This window comes from Kitasatospora sp. NPDC051164 (genome assembly GCF_044455625.1).
GTDB lineage: Bacteria > Actinomycetota > Actinomycetes > Streptomycetales > Streptomycetaceae > Kitasatospora.
On sequence record NZ_JBITFB010000003.1, the window covers coordinates 363,593 to 383,366 of the forward strand.

General features: G+C 68.9%; 14 protein-coding genes. 2 read left to right on the forward strand and 12 right to left on the reverse strand.

The genetic code is table 11. The features are described 5' to 3' along the window. Positions 1 to 101: 101 nt before the first annotated feature. On the forward strand, positions 102 to 2,417 hold the full coding sequence (locus tag ACIBEC_RS06615; RefSeq protein ID WP_360499930.1) for a peptidoglycan binding domain-containing protein: 2,316 nt from the start codon (positions 102 to 104) through the stop codon (positions 2,415 to 2,417). A gap of 121 nt (positions 2,418 to 2,538) precedes the next feature. Continuing rightward, positions 2,539 to 4,257, forward strand: coding sequence for an ABC transporter family substrate-binding protein (locus ACIBEC_RS06620; RefSeq protein WP_360499928.1), 1,719 nt, complete (start codon positions 2,539 to 2,541; stop codon positions 4,255 to 4,257). Positions 4,258 to 4,279: 22 nt separating this feature from the next. Here ACIBEC_RS06620 and ACIBEC_RS06625 read toward each other — a convergent pair whose 3' ends face one another. From ACIBEC_RS06625 to typA, 12 genes are all read right to left on the reverse strand, one after another. Continuing rightward, on the reverse strand, positions 4,280 to 5,329 hold the full coding sequence (locus ACIBEC_RS06625; protein ID WP_360499926.1) for an ABC transporter ATP-binding protein: 1,050 nt from the start codon (positions 5,327 to 5,329) through the stop codon (positions 4,280 to 4,282). Between the two features lie 163 nt (positions 5,330 to 5,492). Next, positions 5,493 to 6,605 (reverse strand): dipeptide ABC transporter ATP-binding protein, encoded by a 1,113-nt coding sequence (locus ACIBEC_RS06630; RefSeq protein WP_360500085.1) that lies wholly within the window; start codon positions 6,603 to 6,605, stop codon positions 5,493 to 5,495. A gap of 25 nt (positions 6,606 to 6,630) precedes the next feature. Further along, complete coding sequence (locus ACIBEC_RS06635) at positions 6,631 to 7,683, reverse strand: ABC transporter ATP-binding protein (RefSeq protein ID WP_360499924.1); 1,053 nt, start codon at positions 7,681 to 7,683, stop codon at positions 6,631 to 6,633. A 16-nt stretch (positions 7,684 to 7,699) separates the two neighbouring features. Then, on the reverse strand, positions 7,700 to 8,614 hold the full coding sequence (locus tag ACIBEC_RS06640) for an ABC transporter permease (protein WP_360500082.1): 915 nt from the start codon (positions 8,612 to 8,614) through the stop codon (positions 7,700 to 7,702). 76 nt (positions 8,615 to 8,690) lie between these two features. Then, a complete protein-coding gene (locus ACIBEC_RS06645; protein WP_360499923.1) occupies positions 8,691 to 9,617 on the reverse strand; it encodes an ABC transporter permease in 927 nt (308 codons plus the stop codon). A 110-nt stretch (positions 9,618 to 9,727) separates the two neighbouring features. Next, the gene (locus ACIBEC_RS06650) at positions 9,728 to 11,350 is read right to left on the reverse strand and encodes an ABC transporter substrate-binding protein (protein ID WP_360499921.1); all 1,623 of its coding nucleotides are present in this window, start codon (positions 11,348 to 11,350) and stop codon (positions 9,728 to 9,730) included. 185 nt (positions 11,351 to 11,535) lie between these two features. Next, a complete protein-coding gene (locus ACIBEC_RS06655) occupies positions 11,536 to 12,552 on the reverse strand; it encodes a dipeptide ABC transporter ATP-binding protein (RefSeq protein ID WP_360499919.1) in 1,017 nt (338 codons plus the stop codon). Then, on the reverse strand, positions 12,545 to 13,594 hold the full coding sequence (locus tag ACIBEC_RS06660; RefSeq protein ID WP_360499917.1) for an ABC transporter ATP-binding protein: 1,050 nt from the start codon (positions 13,592 to 13,594) through the stop codon (positions 12,545 to 12,547). The genes ACIBEC_RS06655 and ACIBEC_RS06660 overlap by 8 nt, the downstream gene beginning before the upstream one ends. Before the next feature lie 19 nt (positions 13,595 to 13,613). Then, positions 13,614 to 14,561 carry an ABC transporter permease gene (locus ACIBEC_RS06665; protein ID WP_360499915.1) on the reverse strand — a complete coding sequence of 316 codons (948 nt, stop codon included), beginning with the start codon at positions 14,559 to 14,561 and terminating at the stop codon, positions 13,614 to 13,616. Further along, the gene (locus tag ACIBEC_RS06670; protein ID WP_360499913.1) at positions 14,554 to 15,480 is read right to left on the reverse strand and encodes an ABC transporter permease; all 927 of its coding nucleotides are present in this window, start codon (positions 15,478 to 15,480) and stop codon (positions 14,554 to 14,556) included. The genes ACIBEC_RS06665 and ACIBEC_RS06670 overlap by 8 nt, the downstream gene beginning before the upstream one ends. Positions 15,481 to 15,624: 144 nt before the next feature. Continuing rightward, positions 15,625 to 17,265 (reverse strand): ABC transporter substrate-binding protein, encoded by a 1,641-nt coding sequence (locus ACIBEC_RS06675; protein WP_360499911.1) that lies wholly within the window; start codon positions 17,263 to 17,265, stop codon positions 15,625 to 15,627. Positions 17,266 to 17,696: 431 nt separating this feature from the next. Continuing rightward, a complete protein-coding gene (typA, locus tag ACIBEC_RS06680) occupies positions 17,697 to 19,565 on the reverse strand; it encodes a translational GTPase TypA (RefSeq protein WP_360499909.1) in 1,869 nt (622 codons plus the stop codon). Positions 19,566 to 19,774: the final 209 nt, after the last annotated feature.

The following is a 19,774-nucleotide window of genomic DNA, read 5'->3' on the forward strand; positions in this document are numbered from 1 at the left end:
CAGAACGCCGTACCCGACCGCCGCCCGCCCCAGCCGGGCCCGGCGACCACGAACCGCGGTCGCGCCACACGGCCCGCCCGCGAACCCGGAGCAGAGCAGCATTGAGCAGCCGCGAATCTGACAACGCCCACCCGACGCCTCGGCGCACGGGCCCGGACGCCTACCCGTCGGGCACCCCGCCCTACGGCACGCCGGGGCTTCCCGGCGGCGACCGGGCCGCGGCCGGTGCCGGCCAGGGCACCTCGGACGGCGGCGAGGACGACGGCCCGAAGACCGAGACCACCCTGACCACCCGGGTCCGGATCAACATCCCCGGCTCGCGTCCGATCCCGCCGGTCGTCGTCCGCAGCACCGTCAAGAACGAGGACGCCCCCGCCGAGGAGGCCCCGGCCGCCGCCCCCGAGCAGGGCGGCCCGCGCCACCGCTCCGCGCCGGCCTCGCCCGTCCTCGGCGTGATGGAGGGCGGCGCCGGTACGGCCACCCCGCCGAACCTGCCGCCGGAGTGGCAGATCCCGCCGATCCCGCCGGCGACCTCGGAGTCCGAGTCCACCGGTGCGTGGTTCCGGCCGCGCCAGAAGAAGGCGTCGGCCGCCGAGCCCGCCCCGGCCGCCGTGCCGGCCGGTGCCCCGAGCGCGCCGGAGGCCGCGGCCGCCGAGCCCCGGCCGCAGGGCGCCCGCCCGGCCGGGGGCGCCGCCGCCCGCGCCAACGGCGCCCCGAAGGGCCGTCCGGTGCCCGCCCAGGGCAAGGCGTCGAACCCCGCCTCCACCGCGCCGTACCGCCCCGAGGCCCCGGCGGAGGAGCCCGGCATCTACGACGTCGCGGATCCCTTCGCGCCCGTCGCCGATCCGTTCGCCCCGGCCCCCGGTCCCGACGCCGGCACGCGCGGCCCGCGCGGCGGCCACCCCCAGCAGAACCGTCCCCCGCAGAACGGGGCGCGACAGAACGGGGCGCGACAGAACGGCCCCCGCCAGGGCGGCCCGCAGAACGGCTTCCAGCCGAACGGCCGCCCGACCGGTCCGCTCCCGCAGGGTGCGCCGGGCGCCGAGCCGAGCCCGGAGGACACCTCGGTCGACGGCTTCCAGCCGATCCGCGAGAACACCCCGCCGCCCGCCGGCATATCCGGCCCGCCCCGCAACGGCGCCCCGCGCGGTGCCGACGGCCGTTCGCAGCCGGGCCTGTTCGCCTCGGCGCCGACCGGCACCGACCCGTTCGCCACCCAGCGCCCGGCCGCCCCCGGCCAGGACGGCCCCGCCGCCCCGGTGGGCCCCGGTGGGCTCTTCCCGGGCGCGCCCGGCGCGGGCCCGCAGCCCGGCCGCGACCCCGAGGTCACCGAGGTCACCCCGCTGCCCGCCCCGGGCACCGGCCCCCGGCCCGAGGCCGCCCAGGGCGCTCCCTCGCCCACCCCGGCACCGTCCCCGGCTCCCGGCAAGGCCCAGTCCGCCGCCGCACCCGCCAAGGCCAAGCGCGGCGCCGGCAAGAAGCTGGTCAAGCTGGGCGTCTACGGCATCGCCGGCGTGCTGTTCCTCGGCGCCGCCGCGTACGGCACCGGCCTGATGCTCAACCAGTCCGACGTCCCCAAGGGCACCGTGGTGCTCGGCACCGACATCGGCGGCAACAGCCGTGACCAGGCGATCCACTCGCTGGACGAGTCGGTCGGCAAGGCCGGCCAGCAACCGCTCAAGCTGAAGATCGGCGACCAGGCCGTGGACCTCGACCCGACGGTCGCCGGGCTGAGCTTCGACACCACCGCCACCGTCGACGACCTGGCGCAGCACAGCTACAGCCCGGTCGACGTCATCAAGTCGCTCCAGGGCGGCAGCAAGGCCGTCGCGCCGGAGGTCAAGGTCGACCGGGCCAAGCTCAAGGCCGCCCTCGACTCACTGGCGGCCGGCTCGGGCCAGGGCCTGCAGGAGGGCTACGTCAAGTTCGGCGACAACGGCGAGCCGGTCGTCGTCCCCGGCCGGGCCGGCCAGGCGGTCGACTCGGCGAGTGCCCTGGACGTGGTCGAGCAGGCCTACCGCGACCGCGCGGCCGGCAAGCCCGACCAGCCGATCGCCCTCGCCGTCACGGCCGCCCAGCCCAAGGTCTCCACCCAGGCCCTGCAGGCCGCCGCCGACAGCCTCGGCAAGCAGGTGGCCAGCGGCAAGGTGCACGTCCTGGCCGGCACCAAGCCCTGGGACTTCGGTGCGAAGACCGCCTCCAAGGCGCTCACGCTCGTCCCGGACGCCTCCGGCAAGATCGTGCCCAAGTGGGACCTCGACGCGCTCACCGCCCAGCTGGGCGGTGTGTTCGACAAGATGAAGTTCAAGAAGAACGGCCAGCTCGTCGCGATCACCCCGCAGGACGTCGCGGACGGCATCGCCTCGGTCTTCGACAAGACCGGCGACAAGGACCGCACCTTCAAGTTCCCCGCCTGACGTCCTGGCCTCCCGTCGGGGGGCGGGCCCGCATCCGGTCCCGCCCCTCGACAACTCCCCCTTCCGGTCAGCAAGATGTGACGCCACACCTTCCGCCACATCCACCTCGGGGAGCACGCCGATGGCCCGCCGCCTCCAGCACCACGGGACGGCTCTGCTCGCCGGCCTCGCCGCCCTCACCCTCTCGCTCGCGCTCTGCTCCTGCGCCTCCGGCCAGGGCGGCGACGGCGCCGACGCACTGCCGTCCGCCCCCGCCACACCCAAGCTCACCTCGGTCGACATCAACCCCCACGACCGCGGCCGGCTGCGCCAGGGCGGCACCCTGAACCTGGCGATCGCCCAGTTCTCCCACCAGTGGTCGCCGATCCACAACGACGGCAGCGAGTCCTCGACCATCGCCGTCACCAAGCCGCTGCTGCCGACCTTCTTCCGCTCGGACGCCGCCGGCACCCAGACCGTCAACCCGGCCTACCTGCAGGAGGCCCACGCCGAGCTCAGGGACGGCCGGCAGGTGGTCACCTGGACGCTCAACCCGAAGGCCCACTGGTCCGACGGCACCCCGATCACCTGGCGCGACATCGAGGCCAACTGGCGGGCCCTGAACGGCAAGGACCCGGCCTACAAGCCGTCCAGCAGCACCGGCTTCGAGCTGGTCTCCTCGGTCGAGCGCGGCAAGGACGACTTCCAGGCCGTGATGACCTTCGACCGGCCGTTCTCGGAGTGGCAGTCGATGTTCAACGGCGCCGGCAACGCCCCGCTGCTGCCGGCCGGCCGGATCTCCACCCCGGAGCTGTTCAACACCGCCTACCTGGACGCGATCCCGGTCACCGCCGGCCCGTTCAAGGTCGAGCAGCTCGACCGCGCCGCGCAGACCGTCACCCTGGTCGCCGACCCGGCGTGGTGGGGCGACAAGCCGATGCTGGACCGGATCGTCTTCCACGCGATGCTCCCCGACGAGATGGCCGCCGCCTTCGCCAAGGGCCGACTCGACCTCGTCAACAACGGCCCGGACGTGGCCGGTTACCAGACCATCAGGAACACCAAGGGCGCCGTCGTACGCCGGGCCGGCGGCCCGGACTTCCGCCAGCTCACCCTGAACGCCCGCAGCACCGCGCTGAGCGACGCGACCGTACGCCAGGCCGTGTTCCAGGCGATCAACCGGGACGCCGTCATCCGCTCCGACCTCAACGGCCTGGACTGGCCCGCCGTCCCGCTCAACAACCACCTGCTGGTCGCCAACCAGAACGGCTACCGCGACAACTCGCTGGGCCTGGCCCGCTACGACCCCGCCGAGGCCGCCCGCAAGCTGGACTCGGCCGGCTGGAAGCTCGACGGCGACGTGCGCAAGAAGGACGGCCGCGAGCTGAACCTGCGGATGGTCATCCCGGTCGGCGTCACCCAGGCCCAGAACGAGGCCGCCACCACCACCAAGATGCTCAAGGACGTCGGGATCAAGGTCAGCACGGTGACCGCCCCCGTCAACGAGTTCTTCGACAAGTACATCAACCGCAGCGACTTCGACCTCACCGCCTACTCGCTGCTCGGCACCCCCTTCCCGGCCAGCGGCAACCGCGCCAACTTCGTCCAGAACGGCGGCACCAACCACGTCGGCGCGGGCAGCCCGGCGGTCGACGCCGCGCTCGACCGGGCCGCCGCCGCGGCCGACGCCGCCACCACCTCCGAAGCCATCAACCAGGCCGACGGCGAACTCTGGAAGGTGGCCGGCGTCCTGCCGCTCTACCAGCGCCCGCAGCTGTACGGCGCCCGCGCCGACCTCGCAAACATCGGCGCGCAGGGCCTGTCCGACATCGTCTGGGAGAACGTCGGCTTCGTGAAGTAGCCACGGTGGCCGCCGGACGGGCTCAGCCGTGCAGCGTCTCGCGCCAGTAGTGGCAGGCGCTGCGGCGGCCCGCCGGCTCCTCCCCGTGCTCGCCCGCCACCGGCACCAGCAGCGGGAGTTCGCTCCGACATCGGTCCTGCGCCCGGTCGCAGCGGGGGTTGAAGGCGCAGCCCTCCGGGATCCTCAGCAGGTTGGGCGGCAGGCCCTTGATGGCGTGCAGGTCCTGGCCCTTCTGGTCCAGGCGCGGGATGGAGTCCAGCAGGCCCCGGGTGTACGGGTGGGCCGGGCGCGCGTACAGCTCGTGCACCGGGGCGGTCTCCACGATCCGGCCCGCGTACATCACCGCGATCTTGTCCGCGACGTCGGCGACCACCCCCAGGTCGTGGGTGATCAGGATCAGACCCATGTTGAACTCGGCCTGCAGCTCGGCCAGCAGGTCCATCACCTGGGCCTGGACGGTCACGTCCAGGGCGGTGGTGGGCTCGTCGGCGATGATCAGGTCCGGCTCCAGGGCCAGCGCCATCGCGATCATGATGCGCTGGCGCATACCACCGGAGAACTGGTGCGGGAAGTCGCCGACGCGCTGCCGGGCGGCCGGGATGCGCACCCGCTCCATCAGCTCGACGGCCTTCTCCCGGGCCTCCTTGCGAGTGACGCCGTGGTGCGTCCGGAACATCTCGCCCAGCTGGTACCCCACGCTGAGCACGGGGTTGAGCGCGGACAGCGCGTCCTGGAAGATCATCGCGATCCGCCGGCCCCGCACGGCCCGCCGGGCGTTGGCACTCATGGTCAGCAGGTCCTCGCCGCGGAACAGGACCCGCCCCGAGGTGATCCGCCCCGGCGGCATGTCCAGGATGCCCATGACGGCCTGCGCCGTCACCGACTTGCCGGAGCCGGACTCCCCCAGCACCGCCAGCGTCTCGCCGGCCGACACCGCGTAACTCACCCCGTTGACGGCCTTGGCGACGCCGTCCCGGGTGTGGAACTCCACGTGCAGATCCTCGACCTCCAGCAACGGGGTCCCTGGCTCCAGGCCCTCCCGTCCGCCGCTGATCACCTCCACCGCGTCCATGTGGGCAGCCCTCCTCCGCGCAGCAGCGAGCATCGATAGGCGCAGAGCAACTATCAAGGACCGGGCCGCACTTGGCGAGCCTGCGGCAGATCTCTTTTCCATCACGGGACGGACGGCCAAGGGCGCGCCCCCGACACGAGGACGCGCCCTTGGGACGAAACCTTCAGTCGCCGCCCTGCCCGTTCTCGCGCTCCGCGGCGCTCTGCTCACTTTCGCGCTCCGCAGCGCTCTGCTCACTTTCGCGCTCCGCAGCGAAGTGACACGCCGAGTCGTGGGACGCCGCCCCGGCCAGCCAGGACGGCGCGACGAGCAGCGGCACCTCGACCTCGCACCGCTGCTGCGCCTTCCAGCAGCGGGTGCGGAAGCGGCAGCCCGACGGCGGGTTGGCCGGCGAGGGCACGTCCCCGGTGAGGACGATCCGGTCCCGGGACTCGCGCGCCGTCGGGTCCGGTACGGGCACCGCGGAGAGCAGCGCCTGGGTGTACGGGTGGGTGGCGTGGTCGTAGATCTCCGCGTCGCTGCCGATCTCGACCATCCGCCCGAGGTACATCACACCGACCCGGTCGGAGATGTGCCGGACGATGGAGAGGTCGTGCGCGATGAACATGTACGACAGGTTGAACTCGCCCTGCAGCTGCTCCAGCAGGTTGATCACCTGCGCCTGGACGGACACGTCCAGGGCGGAGACCGGCTCGTCGCAGATGATGATCTCCGGCTTGAGCGCGAGACCGCGGGCGATGCCGATGCGCTGGCGCTGGCCGCCGGAGAACTGGTGCGGGTACCGGTTGATGTACTCCGGGTTGAGCCCGACCACATCCAGCAGGTCCTGGACGGCCTTGCGGCGGTCGCCCCTGGGCGCCACCTCGGGGTGGATCTCGAACGGCTCACCGATGATGTCGCCGACCGTCATGCGCGGGTTCAGCGAGGTGTACGGGTCCTGGAAGACCATCTGGATGTTCCGGCGGACGGCCTTCAGCGCCGAGCCGGAGAGTCGGGAGATCTCCTCCCCCTTGTACCGGACCGAGCCCCCGGTGGCCTGCTCCAGGTTCATCAGCACCTTGGCCAGCGTGGATTTCCCGCAGCCGGACTCGCCGACGATACCGAGCGTCTCACCCTGCATCAGGTCGAAGCTGACCCCGTCGACCGCCTTGACGGCGCCGACCTGTTTCCTGAACAGGACACCCTGGGTCAGCGGGAAGTACTTGACCAGGTCCCGAATTTCGAGGATCGGCTCGCCGCGCGGCACCTCCTGGGTGAAGGCGACCTCCTCCGGCATCGCCGCGCCCAGTGCGCTGGCCCCGTTAGCGGTCATGGAGGGTCTCCTTCCAGAAGAAGCAGGCGCTGCCGCGCCCCTCCAGCGGTGTCCCGTCGTCCTCGGTGACGGGGAACAGCTCCGGCACCTGGGCCCGGCAGATGTCCTGCGCGCGCGGGCAGCGCGGGTTGAAGGCGCAGCCCGTGGGGATCCGCAGCAGGTTGGGCGGCAGGCCCTTGATGGCGTAGAGCTCCTGGCCCTTCTGGTCCAGCCGTGGGATGGAGTCCAGCAGGCCCCGGGTGTACGGGTGCGCGGGGCGCGCGTACAGGTCGTGGACCGGGGCCGTCTCGACGATGCGGCCGGCGTACATCACGGCGATCTTGTCCGCGACGTCGGCGACCACGCCGAGGTCATGGGTGATCAGGATCAGACCCATGTGGAACTCGGCCTGGAGCTCGGCCAGCAGGTCCATCACCTGGGCCTGCACGGTGACGTCCAGGGCGGTGGTGGGCTCGTCCGCGATGATCAGGTCCGGCTCCAGCGCCAGCGCCATCGCGATCATGATGCGCTGGCGCATACCGCCCGAGAACTGGTGCGGGTAATCGTTCACCCGGTCCTTGGCTGCCGGGATGCGCACCCGGTCCATCAGCTCGACGGCCTTGTCCTTCGCCTCCTTGCGGGAGACGCCCCGGTGGGCCCGGAACATCTCGCCGAGCTGGAAGCCCACCGACAGCACCGGGTTCAGGGAGGACAGCGCGTCCTGGAAGATCATCGCGATCCGCCCACCGCGGATCCTGCGCCGCTCCTCCTTGCTCATCTTCAGCATGTCCTGGCCCCGGAAGCGGATCTCGCCGCGCGGGATCCGGGCGGGCGGCATGTCCAGGATGCCCATGATCGCCTGCGCGGTCACCGACTTGCCGGAGCCCGACTCGCCCAGCACGGCCAGCGTCTCGCCGGCCGAGACGGAGTAGTTGACCCCGTTCACGGCCCTGGCGACGCCGTCCCTGGTGACGAACTCGACGTGCAGGTCCCGCACGTCGAGCAGCGGCCCCTCGTACGGGGTCCCGCGCTCGCGCTCGGTGGTCTGCGCCGCTGTACCCACGGTGTGCTCCCCTCGCTCAGCGAAGCTTCGGATCGAGGGCGTCGCGCACCGCGTCGCCCATCATGATGAAGGCCAGCACGGTGATGGACAGTGCCGCGGCCGGGAAGAACATCACGTACGGCGCGGTCCGGATCACCTTCTGGGCGGAGGAGATGTCGATGCCCCAGGAGATGGTCGGTTCCTGCAGGCCGATGCCGAGGAAGCTCAGCGTCGCCTCGGTCGCGATGTAGCCGCCGAGCGCGATGGTCGCCACCACGATCACCGGCGCGACCGCGTTCGGCAGGATGTGCCGGAGCATCAGCCGCCCGGTCCCGGCCCCGAGCGCCCGGCCCGCCACCACGTAGTCGGACTGCTTGACGGTCAGCACCGCGCCGCGCATGACGCGGGCGATCTGGGTCCAGCCGAGGACGACCAGCGCGAACACCACGGCCCAGACCGTACGGCTGGCGAACCCGTTCAACAGCACCAGGGCGCCGAGCAGCAGCGGGATGCCGAAGAAGATGTCGATGATCCGGGAGATCACCGCGTCGACGGCTCCGCCGAAGTACCCGGCGACCATGCCGGTCAGCCCGCCGAGCAGGGTGACCCCGGCGGTCACGACGATGCCGACGGTGATCGAGGCACGGGCGCCGTAGATCACCCGGGCGTAGATGGACCGTCCCTGGGCGTCGTAGCCGAACCAGCCTGCGCCGAAGAAGTCCGTCCAGTCGGGCCGCTTGAGGTAGTCGTGCACCAGGTCGGCCTTGCGCGGGTTGGCGTCGGTGAAGGCCCACGGGAAGATCGCCATGAGCACCAGCAGGACGATCAGCAGCACCGAGATCAGGAAGATCGGCCGCCGCCGCAGGTCCCGCCAGGCGTCGCCCCAGAGGCTGCGGGCCTCCTCCCGCTTCTCCGCGTCGGGTTCGATCAGGGTTTCCTGTTCGACCGCCATGCCCTGCTCCCCCGCGTAGTCGAGGTGCGAGACGCCCGGCTTCGGATGCGGTTGGTACGAGTCCTCGTCGTGGACGTCAGGCATAGCGGATCCTCGGGTCCAGGACCGCGTAGAGCAGGTCGACGAGCAGGCTGGCGATCAGGTAGATGATCACCAGCACGGTCACGATGCCGACCACGGTCGGACCTTCCTTCTGGTTGATCGCCCGGTACAGGACGTTGCCGATGCCCTGCACGTTGAAGATGCCCTCGGTGACGATCGCACCGCCCATCAGCGCGCCGAGGTCGGTGCCCAGGAAGGTGACCACGGGGATCAGCGAGTTGCGCAGCAGGTGGCGGGTGATGATGGTCCGCCGGGGCAGGCCCTTGGCGGTCGCGGTGCGGATGTAGTCGGCCCGCAGGTTCTCGCCGATGGAGGTCCGGGTGAGCCGGGCGACGAACGCGAGCGAGAGCGAGGCCAGGACGACCGCCGGCAGGACCAGCTGGGTGAGGTCGTAGCTGTCCTGCACCGTCGGCGTGGTCCAGCCCAGGTTGGTGGCGAACACCGTCTGGGCGATGTAGGCGAGCACGAAGACCGGGATCGAGATCACCACCAGGGTCAGGACCAATACCAGGGTGTCCGCGATGCTGCCGCGCTTCAGCCCGGAGACCACGCCGAAGGCGAGGCCCACGACGATCTCGAAGGCGAAGGCCAGCAGTGCCAGCCGGATGGTGACCGGAAAGGCGTCCGCCATGATGTCGGCGACCGGGCGGCCGGTGAAGCTGGTGCCGAAGTCCCCCTGGAAGAGGTTCCCCATGTAGTGCAGGTACTGCTTCCAGACCGGCTGGTCCAGGTAGTACGTGTGCTTGATGCTCGCGACCACGGACGGGTCGGCGGCCTTGTCGCCGAACAGCGCCACCACCGGGTCGCCCGGCAGCGTGTAGACCATCACGAAGATCAGGAACGTGGTGCCGAAGAACACCGGAATCATCTGCAGCACCCGCCGCAGCACGTAACTGCCCATCCGGGCCTCCTTCCTAGGTGCCCGACCGGGTGGCCGGTCGGCCGGGAGACCGGGCCCCGCCCTCCGTGCGGGGAGGGCGGGGCCGGCGCGAGGGGATCAGGGCCGGGGCATCAGCCCTTGACCTCGACCTGGGTCCAGGCCGGGTTGCCGAAGGAGTCGAACTTCACGTTCTGCACCTTGGTCGAGTAGCCCGAGTTGGTGCGGTAGTACCAGAGCGGGATGGTCGGCATGCCGGACGCGAGCACGGCCTCGGCCTGCTGGTAACCGGTCGTCGAGTCGCTGACGCTCGGGGCCTCGTCGGCCTGGGTGGACATCTGGTCGAACTGGGGGTTGCTGTAGCCGGTGTCGTTGGAGGCGGCACCGGTGCGGTACACGTCGGCCAGGAAGTTGGCGTTCAAGGGGTAGTCCTGGACCCAGCCGGTGCGGAACGCGCCGTCGAGCTGGTGCGAGGTGATGGCCTGGCGGGCGGTCTTGAAGTCCGGCTTCGGGTCGCCGAGGCAGTCGACGCCGGTGTTCTGCCGGATCGAGTTGCAGACCGCGTCGACCCACTCCTTGTGGCCGCCGTCCGCGTTGTAGGTGATCAGCACCTTGTTGCCGGGGACGCCGCCGCCCTGCTGGATCAGCTGCTTGGCCTTGGCGACGTCGAAGTTGCAGAAGTCCCCGCAGGTTCCGGCCTTGTAGCCCTGGACGCCCTCGGCGACCCAGGCGCTGGCCGGCGCCCGGGAGCCCTGCAACACGGTCTTGGTGATGGTCGCGCGGTCGATGGCCATCGACAGGCCCTGACGCACCTGGGCCTTCTCGGGCGCGGCCCAGTCGGCCTGGTAGAGCGTGAAGCCGATGTTCTGGATGGCACCCTGCGGGGAGTCCACCGCCCGGTCGCCGAGGTCGCTCTTGTACGTCGCCAGCGCGGACGGCGGGACCTGGTCCATCACGTCGAGGTTGTTGGACTGCAGGTCGGCGTAGGCGGCCTCGGACGTGGTGTACATCTTGAAGACGATGCCGCCGTTCTTCGGCTTGTCCACGCCCTTGTAGCCCGGGTAGGACTTGGTGACCACCTGGGTGTTGTGCGCCCAGCTGACGAACTGGTACGGGCCGTTGCCCACCGGCTTCTGCCCGTACCCGGCCGGGTCGTTGAAGAAGGCGTCCGGCAGCGGGGAGAAGGCGATGTAGCCGAGCTTGTACTCGAAGTACGAGACCTTGTGGTTCAGCTTGATGGTGAAGTGCAGGTTGTCCGTGACGGTCAGCCCGGACATCTTGGCCGCGGTCGGACTGCCGGTGGCCGGGTGGACGTCCTGGTAGCCCTCGATGTCCGAGAACCAGGAGCTGTTGATCTGGTTGTTCGCCGGGCTGGCGGCCCAGTTCCAGGCGTCGACGAAGTTCTTGGCCTGCACGGGGGTGCCGTCGTGGAACGTCCAGCCGTCGTTCAGCGTGACGGTGAAGGTCTGGGAGTCGCTGGTGTCGATCGCGCTCGCGACCTGCATGCGGAGCTGGGCGTTGCTGGGGTTGTAGTCGACCAGCCCCTTGAAGAGGTTCTGGATGATGCGACCGCCGCCGACCTCGTTCGCGTTGGCGGGCTGCAGCGGGTTCTGCGGCTCGTTGCTCTGGTAACTGAACGTCTTGCTGGTGTCCGACGAGCTGCCGCTGCCTCCGCCGCCGCTGCTGCACCCGGTGGCCACCAGGGCCACGGACGTCGCAACGGCGAGGACCCAACGAGCGCGGGCGGCTACGGGCATGGAGGTCCCTCCTCATGGTGTGTGTCGCATCACACCCCATGAGAAGCGCGCCCCAGCGAGGGCGCGAGTCGGGTACACCCGGACGGGTGCCGTGACCCCCTGCGGAGTTGACGCGGCGCCGGATCCACAGCATGACGGAAGGGCCCGTGGCGGGAAGCCACGGGCCCTTCCGGGGAGAGCGGGGGTCAGGCCGCGGCCTGCTCCCGGACCTCGGGGAAGTGGCAGGCCGTGTCGTGCGCGGCCGCGCCCTTCAGCACCGAGGGCACCGCGAGCAGCGGGATCTCCTCGGCGCAGCGGTCCTCCGCCTTCCAGCAGCGGGTGCGGAAGCGGCAGCCGGACGGCGGGTTGGCCGGCGAGGGGATGTCACCGGTCAGGATGATCCGGTCGCGGGACTCGCGCGCCGTCGGGTCCGGCACCGGAACCGCGGAGAGCAGCGCCTGGGTGTACGGGTGGGTGGCGTTCTCGTAGATCTGCTCGTCGGTGCCGATCTCGACCATCTTGCCCAGGTACATCACGCCGACGCGGTCGGAGATGTGCCGGACGATGGAGAGGTCGTGCGCGATGAACATGTAGGAGAGCCCGAACTCGCCCTGCAGCTGCTCCAGCAGGTTGATCACCTGCGCCTGGACGGACACGTCCAGGGCGGAGACCGGCTCGTCGCAGATGATGATCTCCGGCTTGAGCGCGAGGCCGCGGGCGATGCCGATGCGCTGGCGCTGGCCGCCGGAGAACTGGTGCGGGTACCGGTTGATGTACTCCGGGTTCAGACCCACGACGTCCAGCAGGTCCTGGACGGCCTTGCGGCGGTCGCCCTTGGGCGCCACCTCGGGGTGGATCTCGAACGGCTCACCGATGATGTCGCCGACCGTCATGCGCGGGTTGAGCGAGGTGTACGGGTCCTGGAACACCATCTGGATGTTCCGGCGGACGGCCTTGAGCGCCGAGCCGGACAGCGTGGAGATGTCCTCACCCTTGAACAGCACCTGGCCGGAGGTGGCCCGCTCCAGGTTCATCAGCACCTTGGCCAGCGTGGACTTGCCACAGCCGGACTCGCCGACGATGCCGAGCGTCTCACCCTTCTCCAGGTCGAAGGAGATGCCGTCGACCGCCTTGACGGCGCCGACCTGCTTCTTGAGCAGGATGCCCTGGGTCAGCGGGTAATGCTTGACCAGGTCCTTGACCTCCAGGATCTTCTCAGCCATGGAGGGTCTCCTTCCAGAGGTGGCACGCGCTGCGGCGGCCGGTGAGCTCCTTGCCGTCCTTGTCCGTCACGTGGTGCAGCGCCGGGATCTCGGTGCGGCACAGGTCGGTGGCGACATCGCAGCGGGGGTTGAACGCGCAGCCGGCCGGGACCTTCAGCAGGTTCGGGGGCAGGCCCTTGATCGCGTACAGCTCCTGGCCCTTCTGGTCCAGGCGCGGGATGGAGCGGAGCAGGCCCTTGGTGTACGGGTGCGCGGGGTTCGCGTACAGCTCGTGCACCGGGGCGGTCTCCACGATCCGGCCCGCGTACATCACGGCGATCTTGTCCGCGACGTCGGCGACGACGCCGAGGTCGTGGGTGATCAGGATCAGACCCATGTTGTACTCGGCCTGCAGCTCGGCGAGCAGGTCCATCACCTGGGCCTGGACGGTCACGTCCAGGGCGGTGGTGGGCTCGTCGGCGATGATCAGGTCGGGCTGCAGGGAGAGCGCCATCGCGATCATGATGCGCTGGCGCATACCACCGGAGAACTGGTGCGGGTAGTCGTTCACCCGCTGCCGGGCGGCGGGGATGCGCACCCGGTCCATCAGCTCGATGGCCTTCTCCTTCGCCTCCTTCTTGGAGGCGCCCTGGTGCACCCGGTACATCTCGCCGAGCTGGTAGCCGACGCTGAGCACGGGGTTGAGGGCGGAGAGCGCGTCCTGGAAGATCATCGCGATCTTCTGGCCGCGGATCTTCCGGCGTCCCTCGTTGCTCATCTTGAGCATGTCCTGGCCGCGGAACAGGATCTCGCCCTGGGTCACCTTGCCCGGGGGCATGTCCAGGATGCCCATGATGGTCTGCGCCGTCACGGACTTGCCGGAGCCGGACTCACCGAGCACGGCGAGCGTCTCGCCCGCCGCGACGGAGTAGTTGACCCCGTTCACGGCCTTGGCGATCCCGTCCCGGGTGTGGAACTCCACGTGGAGGTCCTTGACCTCCAGGAGCGGGGTTCCGACTTCGAGACGATCGTTCTTCTGGTTGTTCTCGATCACGGTGGTCATCGGGTCGTCACCTCTTCTCTCAGCGGAGCTTCGGGTCGAGGGCGTCGCGCACCGCGTCGCCGAGCATGATGAAGGCCAGCACCGTGATGCTGAGCATTCCGGCGGGGAAGAACAGCGCGAACGGCGCCGTCCGAATCACCTTCTGGGCCGAGTTGATGTCGATACCCCAGGAGATGGTCGGGTCCTGCAGACCGATACCGAGGAAGCTCAGCGTCGCCTCGGTGGCGATGTAGCCGCCGAGCGCGATGGTGGCGACGACGATCACCGGGGCGATCGCGTTCGGCAGGATGTGCTTGAGCAGGATCCGGCTGGTGCCGGCGCCGAGCGCCTTGGCCGCGGTCACGAAGTCGGCCTGCTTGACCGTGATGACCGAGCCGCGCATCACGCGGGTCATCTGGGTCCACCCCAGGGCGACCAGGGCGAAGACGACGCTCCAGATGGTGCGCGAGGTGAAGGCGTTCAGGATCACCAGGGCACCGAGCAGCAGCGGGATACCGAAGAAGATGTCGGTGATCCGGGAGATGATCGTGTCGATCCAGCCGCCGAAGTAGCCGGCGAGCATGCCGGTGATGCCACCGAAGATGGTCACACCCGCGGTGACGGTGATGCCGACCACGACCGAGGCGCGGGCGCCGTAGATGACGCGGGCGTAGAGGCTGCGTCCCTGGAGGTCGTAACCGAACCAGTCGGCCTGGAAGAAGTGGCTGTAGTTCGGCTTCGTCAGGTAGTGGTTGCGCAGGTCGCCGGCGCGCGGGTCCACCGAGGTGAACAGACCCGGCGCGATCGCGATGACGATCAGCAGCAGGATCAACAGCGCGGAGATCACGAAGATCGGCTTGCGGCGCAGGTCGTGCCAGGCATCCGAGCCGAGGCTGCGGGGCTTCTCCGGCTTCGGCGCGGGAGTGTCCGCAGTGCGCTGGGCCGGGATGTTGTCCCCGGCGGTCTTCTTCTCGGTCAGGTCAGGCATAACGGATCCTCGGGTCCAGGACCGCGTAAAGCAGGTCGACGATCAGGCCGGCGGCCAGGTACACGAGCACCAGGAAGGCGACGAAACCGGAGACGGTCGCGCCTTCCTTCATGTTGATGGCGTGGTAGAGCGCGTTGCCGACACCCTTCACGTTGAAGATGCCTTCGGTGACGATCGCACCGCCCATCAGGGAGCCGAGGTCGGTACCGAGGAAGGTGACCACCGGGATCATCGAGTTGCGCAGCAGGTGGGTGCCGATGACCTTCCGGCGCGGCAGGCCCTTGGCCACCGCGGTGCGGACGTAGTCGGCCTTGATGTTCTCGGCTATGGAGGTACGGGTGAGACGCGCGACGTAGGCCAGCGACAGCGAGCCGAGGACGAAGGCCGGCAGCATCAGCTGGGTGATGTCGTTCGAGTCCTGGACCGTCGGGGTGACCCACTTGAGGTTGTTCGCGAAGACCGTCTGGAAGATGAAGCCCAGCACGGGGACCGGGATCGAGATCAGCAGCAGCGTCATGACCAACGCGCCCTTGTCGAACGCCTTGCCGCGACGCAGACCGGCGAACAGTCCGATGCCGATGCCGAGCACGATCTCGATGCCGAACGCGAACAGCGCCAGCCGGATCGTGACAGGCAGCGCCTCGGTGATCTTGTCGAGCACCGGCCGGCCGTCCAGAGAGGTACCGAAGTCGCCGGTGAACAGCTTCCCCATGTAGGAGAAGTACTGCTGCAGCAGCGGCTGGTCGAGTCCCTGCTGGTGCTTCAGGGCGGCGAGCTGCACCGGGTCCGGCGCCTTGTCGCCCCACAACGCTGCCACCGGATCACCGGGCAGCAAGTGCACCATGAAAAAGATGAGTGCGGTCGTTCCGAGGAACACCGGAATCATCTGGAGCAGTCGCCTCGCGACAAAGCGCCCCATCGTGCCTCCATGTATGACTCTGCCGGGCCCGTCAACCCGGCCAGAGATAAGTCGGCGTGCCAACGGCCGGTGCCAGTCCTCGCCCTTGTGGGGATGGGACGGGCACCGGCCGTTGTCACCGGGTCAGGCGGTGCCGACCGATTACTACTTCTTGACCTCGACGTCGGTGTAGACCGGGTCGCCGAAGGAGTTGAACTTGACGTTCTGGACCTTGTTGGAGTAACCCGAGTTGGTCTTGTAGTACCAGAGCGGGATCGCCGGCATGTCCTTGGCCAGAACGGCCTCGGCCTGCTGGTACAGGTCGGCGGTCTTCTCGACCGAGGTGGCGGCGTCGGCCTCGTGCGACAGCTTGTCGAACTCGGCGCTCGAGTAGCCGGCGTCGTTGGCCGAGGCACCGGTGCCGTAGACGTCGCGCAGGAAGTTGGCGTTCAGCGGGTAGTCCTGCACCCAGCCGGTACGCATCATGCTCGGGACGGTCTTCTTGGTGATGATGTCACGAGAGGTCTTGAAGTCGGGCTTCGGGTCACCGACACACTCGACGCCGGTCGCCTGGCGGATCGAGTTGCAGACCGCGTCCACCCACTCCTTGTGACCGCCATCGGAGTTGTAGATGATGCCGATCTTGTTGCCCGGGACGCCGTTGCCCTCGGCGATCAGCTGCTTCGCCTTGACCGGGTCGTACTTGCAGGCGTCGCCGCAGGTGCCGGCCTTGTAGCCCATGACGCCCGGCGCCACGAACGAGTCGGCGGGCTGACGGCTGTTGTTCAGCACGGTCTTGGTGATGGTGTCACGGTCGATCGCCATCGAGAGACCCTGGCGGACCTTGGCCTTCGCCGGGTCGCTCCAGTCCGCGTTGTACAGGGCGAACGAGATGTTCTGGATGGCACCCTGCGCCTGGTCGACGGCGCGCTTGCCCAGGTCGTCCTTGTACTTCGGCAGGTCGGTCGAGTCGACCTGGTCCAGCACGTCCAGCGTGTCGGACATCAGGTCCTTGTACGCGGCCTCGGGCGAGGTGTAGTTGCGGAAGACGATTCCGCCGTTCTTCGGCTTGTTGCTGCCCGTGTACTTGTCGTAGGCGGCCAGCGTGATGGCCTTGTTGTGCTCCCACGAGACGAACTTGTAGGGGCCGTTGCCGATCGGCTTCTCGCCGTAGCCCTTCGGGTCCGCGAAGAAGCCCTCGGGCAGCGGGAAGAAGGCCGAGTAGCCGAGCTTGTACGTGAAGTACGAGACGGTGCTGGTCAGTTCGATGGTGAAGTGAGTGTCGTCGATGACCTTGAGGCCCGACATCTCCTTCGCCGTCGGGTCGCCCTTGTCCTTGTCCGGGTGGACCGCGTCGTAGCCGACGATGTCCGAGAACCAGTCCGAGTTGATCTGGTTGTTCGCCGGGTTGGCCGACCAGTTCCACGAGTTCACGAAGGACTTGGCGGTGACCGGGGTGCCGTCGTGGAAGGTCCAACCGGACTTCAGCGTGACGGTGTAGGTCTTGGCATCGGTGGTCTCGATCTTGTCGGCCACCTGGTTGCGCAGGGCACCGGTCGCGGGGTCGTAGTCGACGAGGCCCGTGAAGAGCTGCTTGACGATACGTCCGCCCTGGTTCTCCATGGCGTTCGCCGGCTGCAGCGGACGCTGCGGCTCGGCGCTCTGGTAGCTGAAGACGCCCTGGGCGTTGACCGCACCATCGGAGCTGCCCCCGCTGGAGGAGTCGCTGCTGCTGCTACAAGCAGTCGCGGCAAGGGCGACCGCAACAGCTGCGACAACCCACTTGGCCTGGCTCCCACCACGCATCGGTGTGCCTCCTGAATTCGACGTTGCAACGAGGAGAGCACTGCGGAAACGGTTCTCACCGACCCGCTGTGCCGTCCGCGCTCGTGGTTTCGGCGCGCACCCCTGCGCGTTCACCCTTGACCCGAGCCTGACTGCACCCACTATCCGTCACGCACGGACACGAAAGTGACCAGTGACGATCTCAATTAGGTCACATGAACAGTCGGTAAGTTTCGAAAACCGGACATTTGAGACATAGCCAGACAGGTACCAAACGGACAGTCGTCATACATGACGAACCGTCGCGTCCGCTCAGCGGACACCTCGATGTGATGAGCGTTATTCGGTTAATAGCGGCCCCGGCAACTTGGAGTAGTTGAAAAAGTTCGCCCCCCTCTCCAATGGAAAGGGGGGCGAATCATTCCGGCCAATGGCCGTTCAGTGCGTCCGGATCACGCCTTCTTGGCACGCGAGGCAGTGCGTCCGCGGTCCTTCTGGTCCAGGACGACCTTACGGATGCGAACCGTCTCCGGGGTCACCTCGATGCACTCGTCCTCGCGGCAGAACTCCAGCGACTGCTCCAGCGAGAGCTTGCGCGGCGGGACCAGGTTCTCCGTGGTGTCGGAGGAGGCCGCACGCATGTTGGTGAGCTTCTTCTCCTTGGTGATGTTGATGTCCATGTCGTCCTGGCGCGAGTTCTCGCCGACGATCATGCCCTCGTACACCTCGGTGGTGGGCTCGACGAACAGCGTGCCGCGCTCCTGGATGCCCATCATCGCGAACGGCGTCACGACGCCCGCGCGGTCCGCCACCAGCGAACCGTTGTTGCGCATCCGCAGCTCGCCGAACCACGGCTCGTGGCCCTCGAAGATGGAGTGCGCGATACCGGTGCCACGGGTGTCCGTCAGGAACTGGGTCCGGAAGCCGATCAGGCCGCGCGACGGGACGATGAACTCCATGCGGACCCAGCCGGAGCCGTGGTTCGTCATGGTCTCCATGCGGCCCTTGCGGGTCGCCATCAGCTGGGTGATGGCGCCGAGGTACTCCTCGGGGCTGTCGATGGTCATCCGCTCGACCGGCTCGTGCACCTTGCCGTTGATGACCTTGGTGACGACCTGCGGCTTGCCGACAGTCAGCTCGAAGAGCTCCCGGCGCATGGTCTCGACCAGGATGGCCAGCGCCAGCTCGCCACGGCCCTGGACCTCCCAGGCGTCCGGACGCTCGGTCGGCAGCACGCGCAGCGAGACGTTACCGATCAGCTCGCGGTCCAGGCGGTCCTTCACCATGCGGGCGGTGACCTTGTGGCCCTTGCCGCCCTTGCCCACCAGCGGCGAGGTGTTGGTGCCGATGACCATCGAGATGGCCGGCTCGTCCACCGTGATGAGCGGCAGCGCGACCGGGTTCTCCAGGTCGGCCAGGGTCTCACCGATCATGATGTCCGGGATGCCCGCGACGGCGCAGATGTCGCCGGGGCCGGCCACCTCGGCCGGCTTGCGGGTGAGCGCCTCGGTCATCAGCAGCTCGGTGATCTTGACCTGCTGGACCGAGCCGTCCCGCTTCATCCACGCGACCTGCTGGCCCTTGCGCAGCTCTCCCTGCTCGACACGGCAGAGCGCGATACGGCCGAGGAAGTTGTCGGCGTCCAGGTTGGTGACGTGCGCCTGGAGCGGTGCGCCCTCGTCGTAGGTCGGGGCCGGGACGTGCGCCAGGATGGTGGAGAAGAACGGCTCCAGCGAGTCGCTGTCGGCCGGCACGGTGCCGTCCTCCGGCTTGGTCATCGAGGCGACGCCGTCACGCGCACAGGCGTAGACGATCGGGAACTCGATCTGCTCCTCGGTGGCGTCGAGGTCCAGGAAGAGGTCGTAGGTCTCGTTGATGACCTCGTCGATCCGGGAGTCCGCACGGTCGGTCTTGTTGATGCACAGGATGACCGGCAGCTTGGCCGTCAGCGCCTTGCGCAGCACGAAGCGGGTCTGCGGCAGCGGACCCTCGGAGGCGTCGACCAGCAGCACGACCGCGTCGACCATCGACAGGCCGCGCTCGACCTCGCCACCGAAGTCGGCGTGGCCCGGGGTGTCGATGATGTTGATCGTGACCGGCGCGCCACCCTCCTTGGGGTGGTACTTGACGGCAGTGTTCTTCGCGAGAATGGTGATGCCCTTCTCGCGCTCCAGGTCGTTCGAGTCCATCATGCGGTCGTCGAGGTGCTGGTGGGCGGCGAAGGCGCCGGCCTGCTTCAGCATGGCGTCGACCAGGGTGGTCTTGCCGTGGTCGACGTGGGCGACGATGGCGACGTTACGGATGTCGTTGCGCGTGGGCATGCCTTGCTGATTCTCCCGGAATCGTGGGTTGCGGCGCCCGGCTGCGTGACGCGCACTTGCGATCCCTATCGATCGCCGCCGCCCGTTCCGCCTGCTACTACCGGTCCACCCGCCGGGCAATGGACATGCCTCGGCTTCCTCCTATCGTACGGGGAAGCGCCCAGATGGGCGGAAACGAGCAGGTCGGGCGGGACCAAGATCACAGCTGG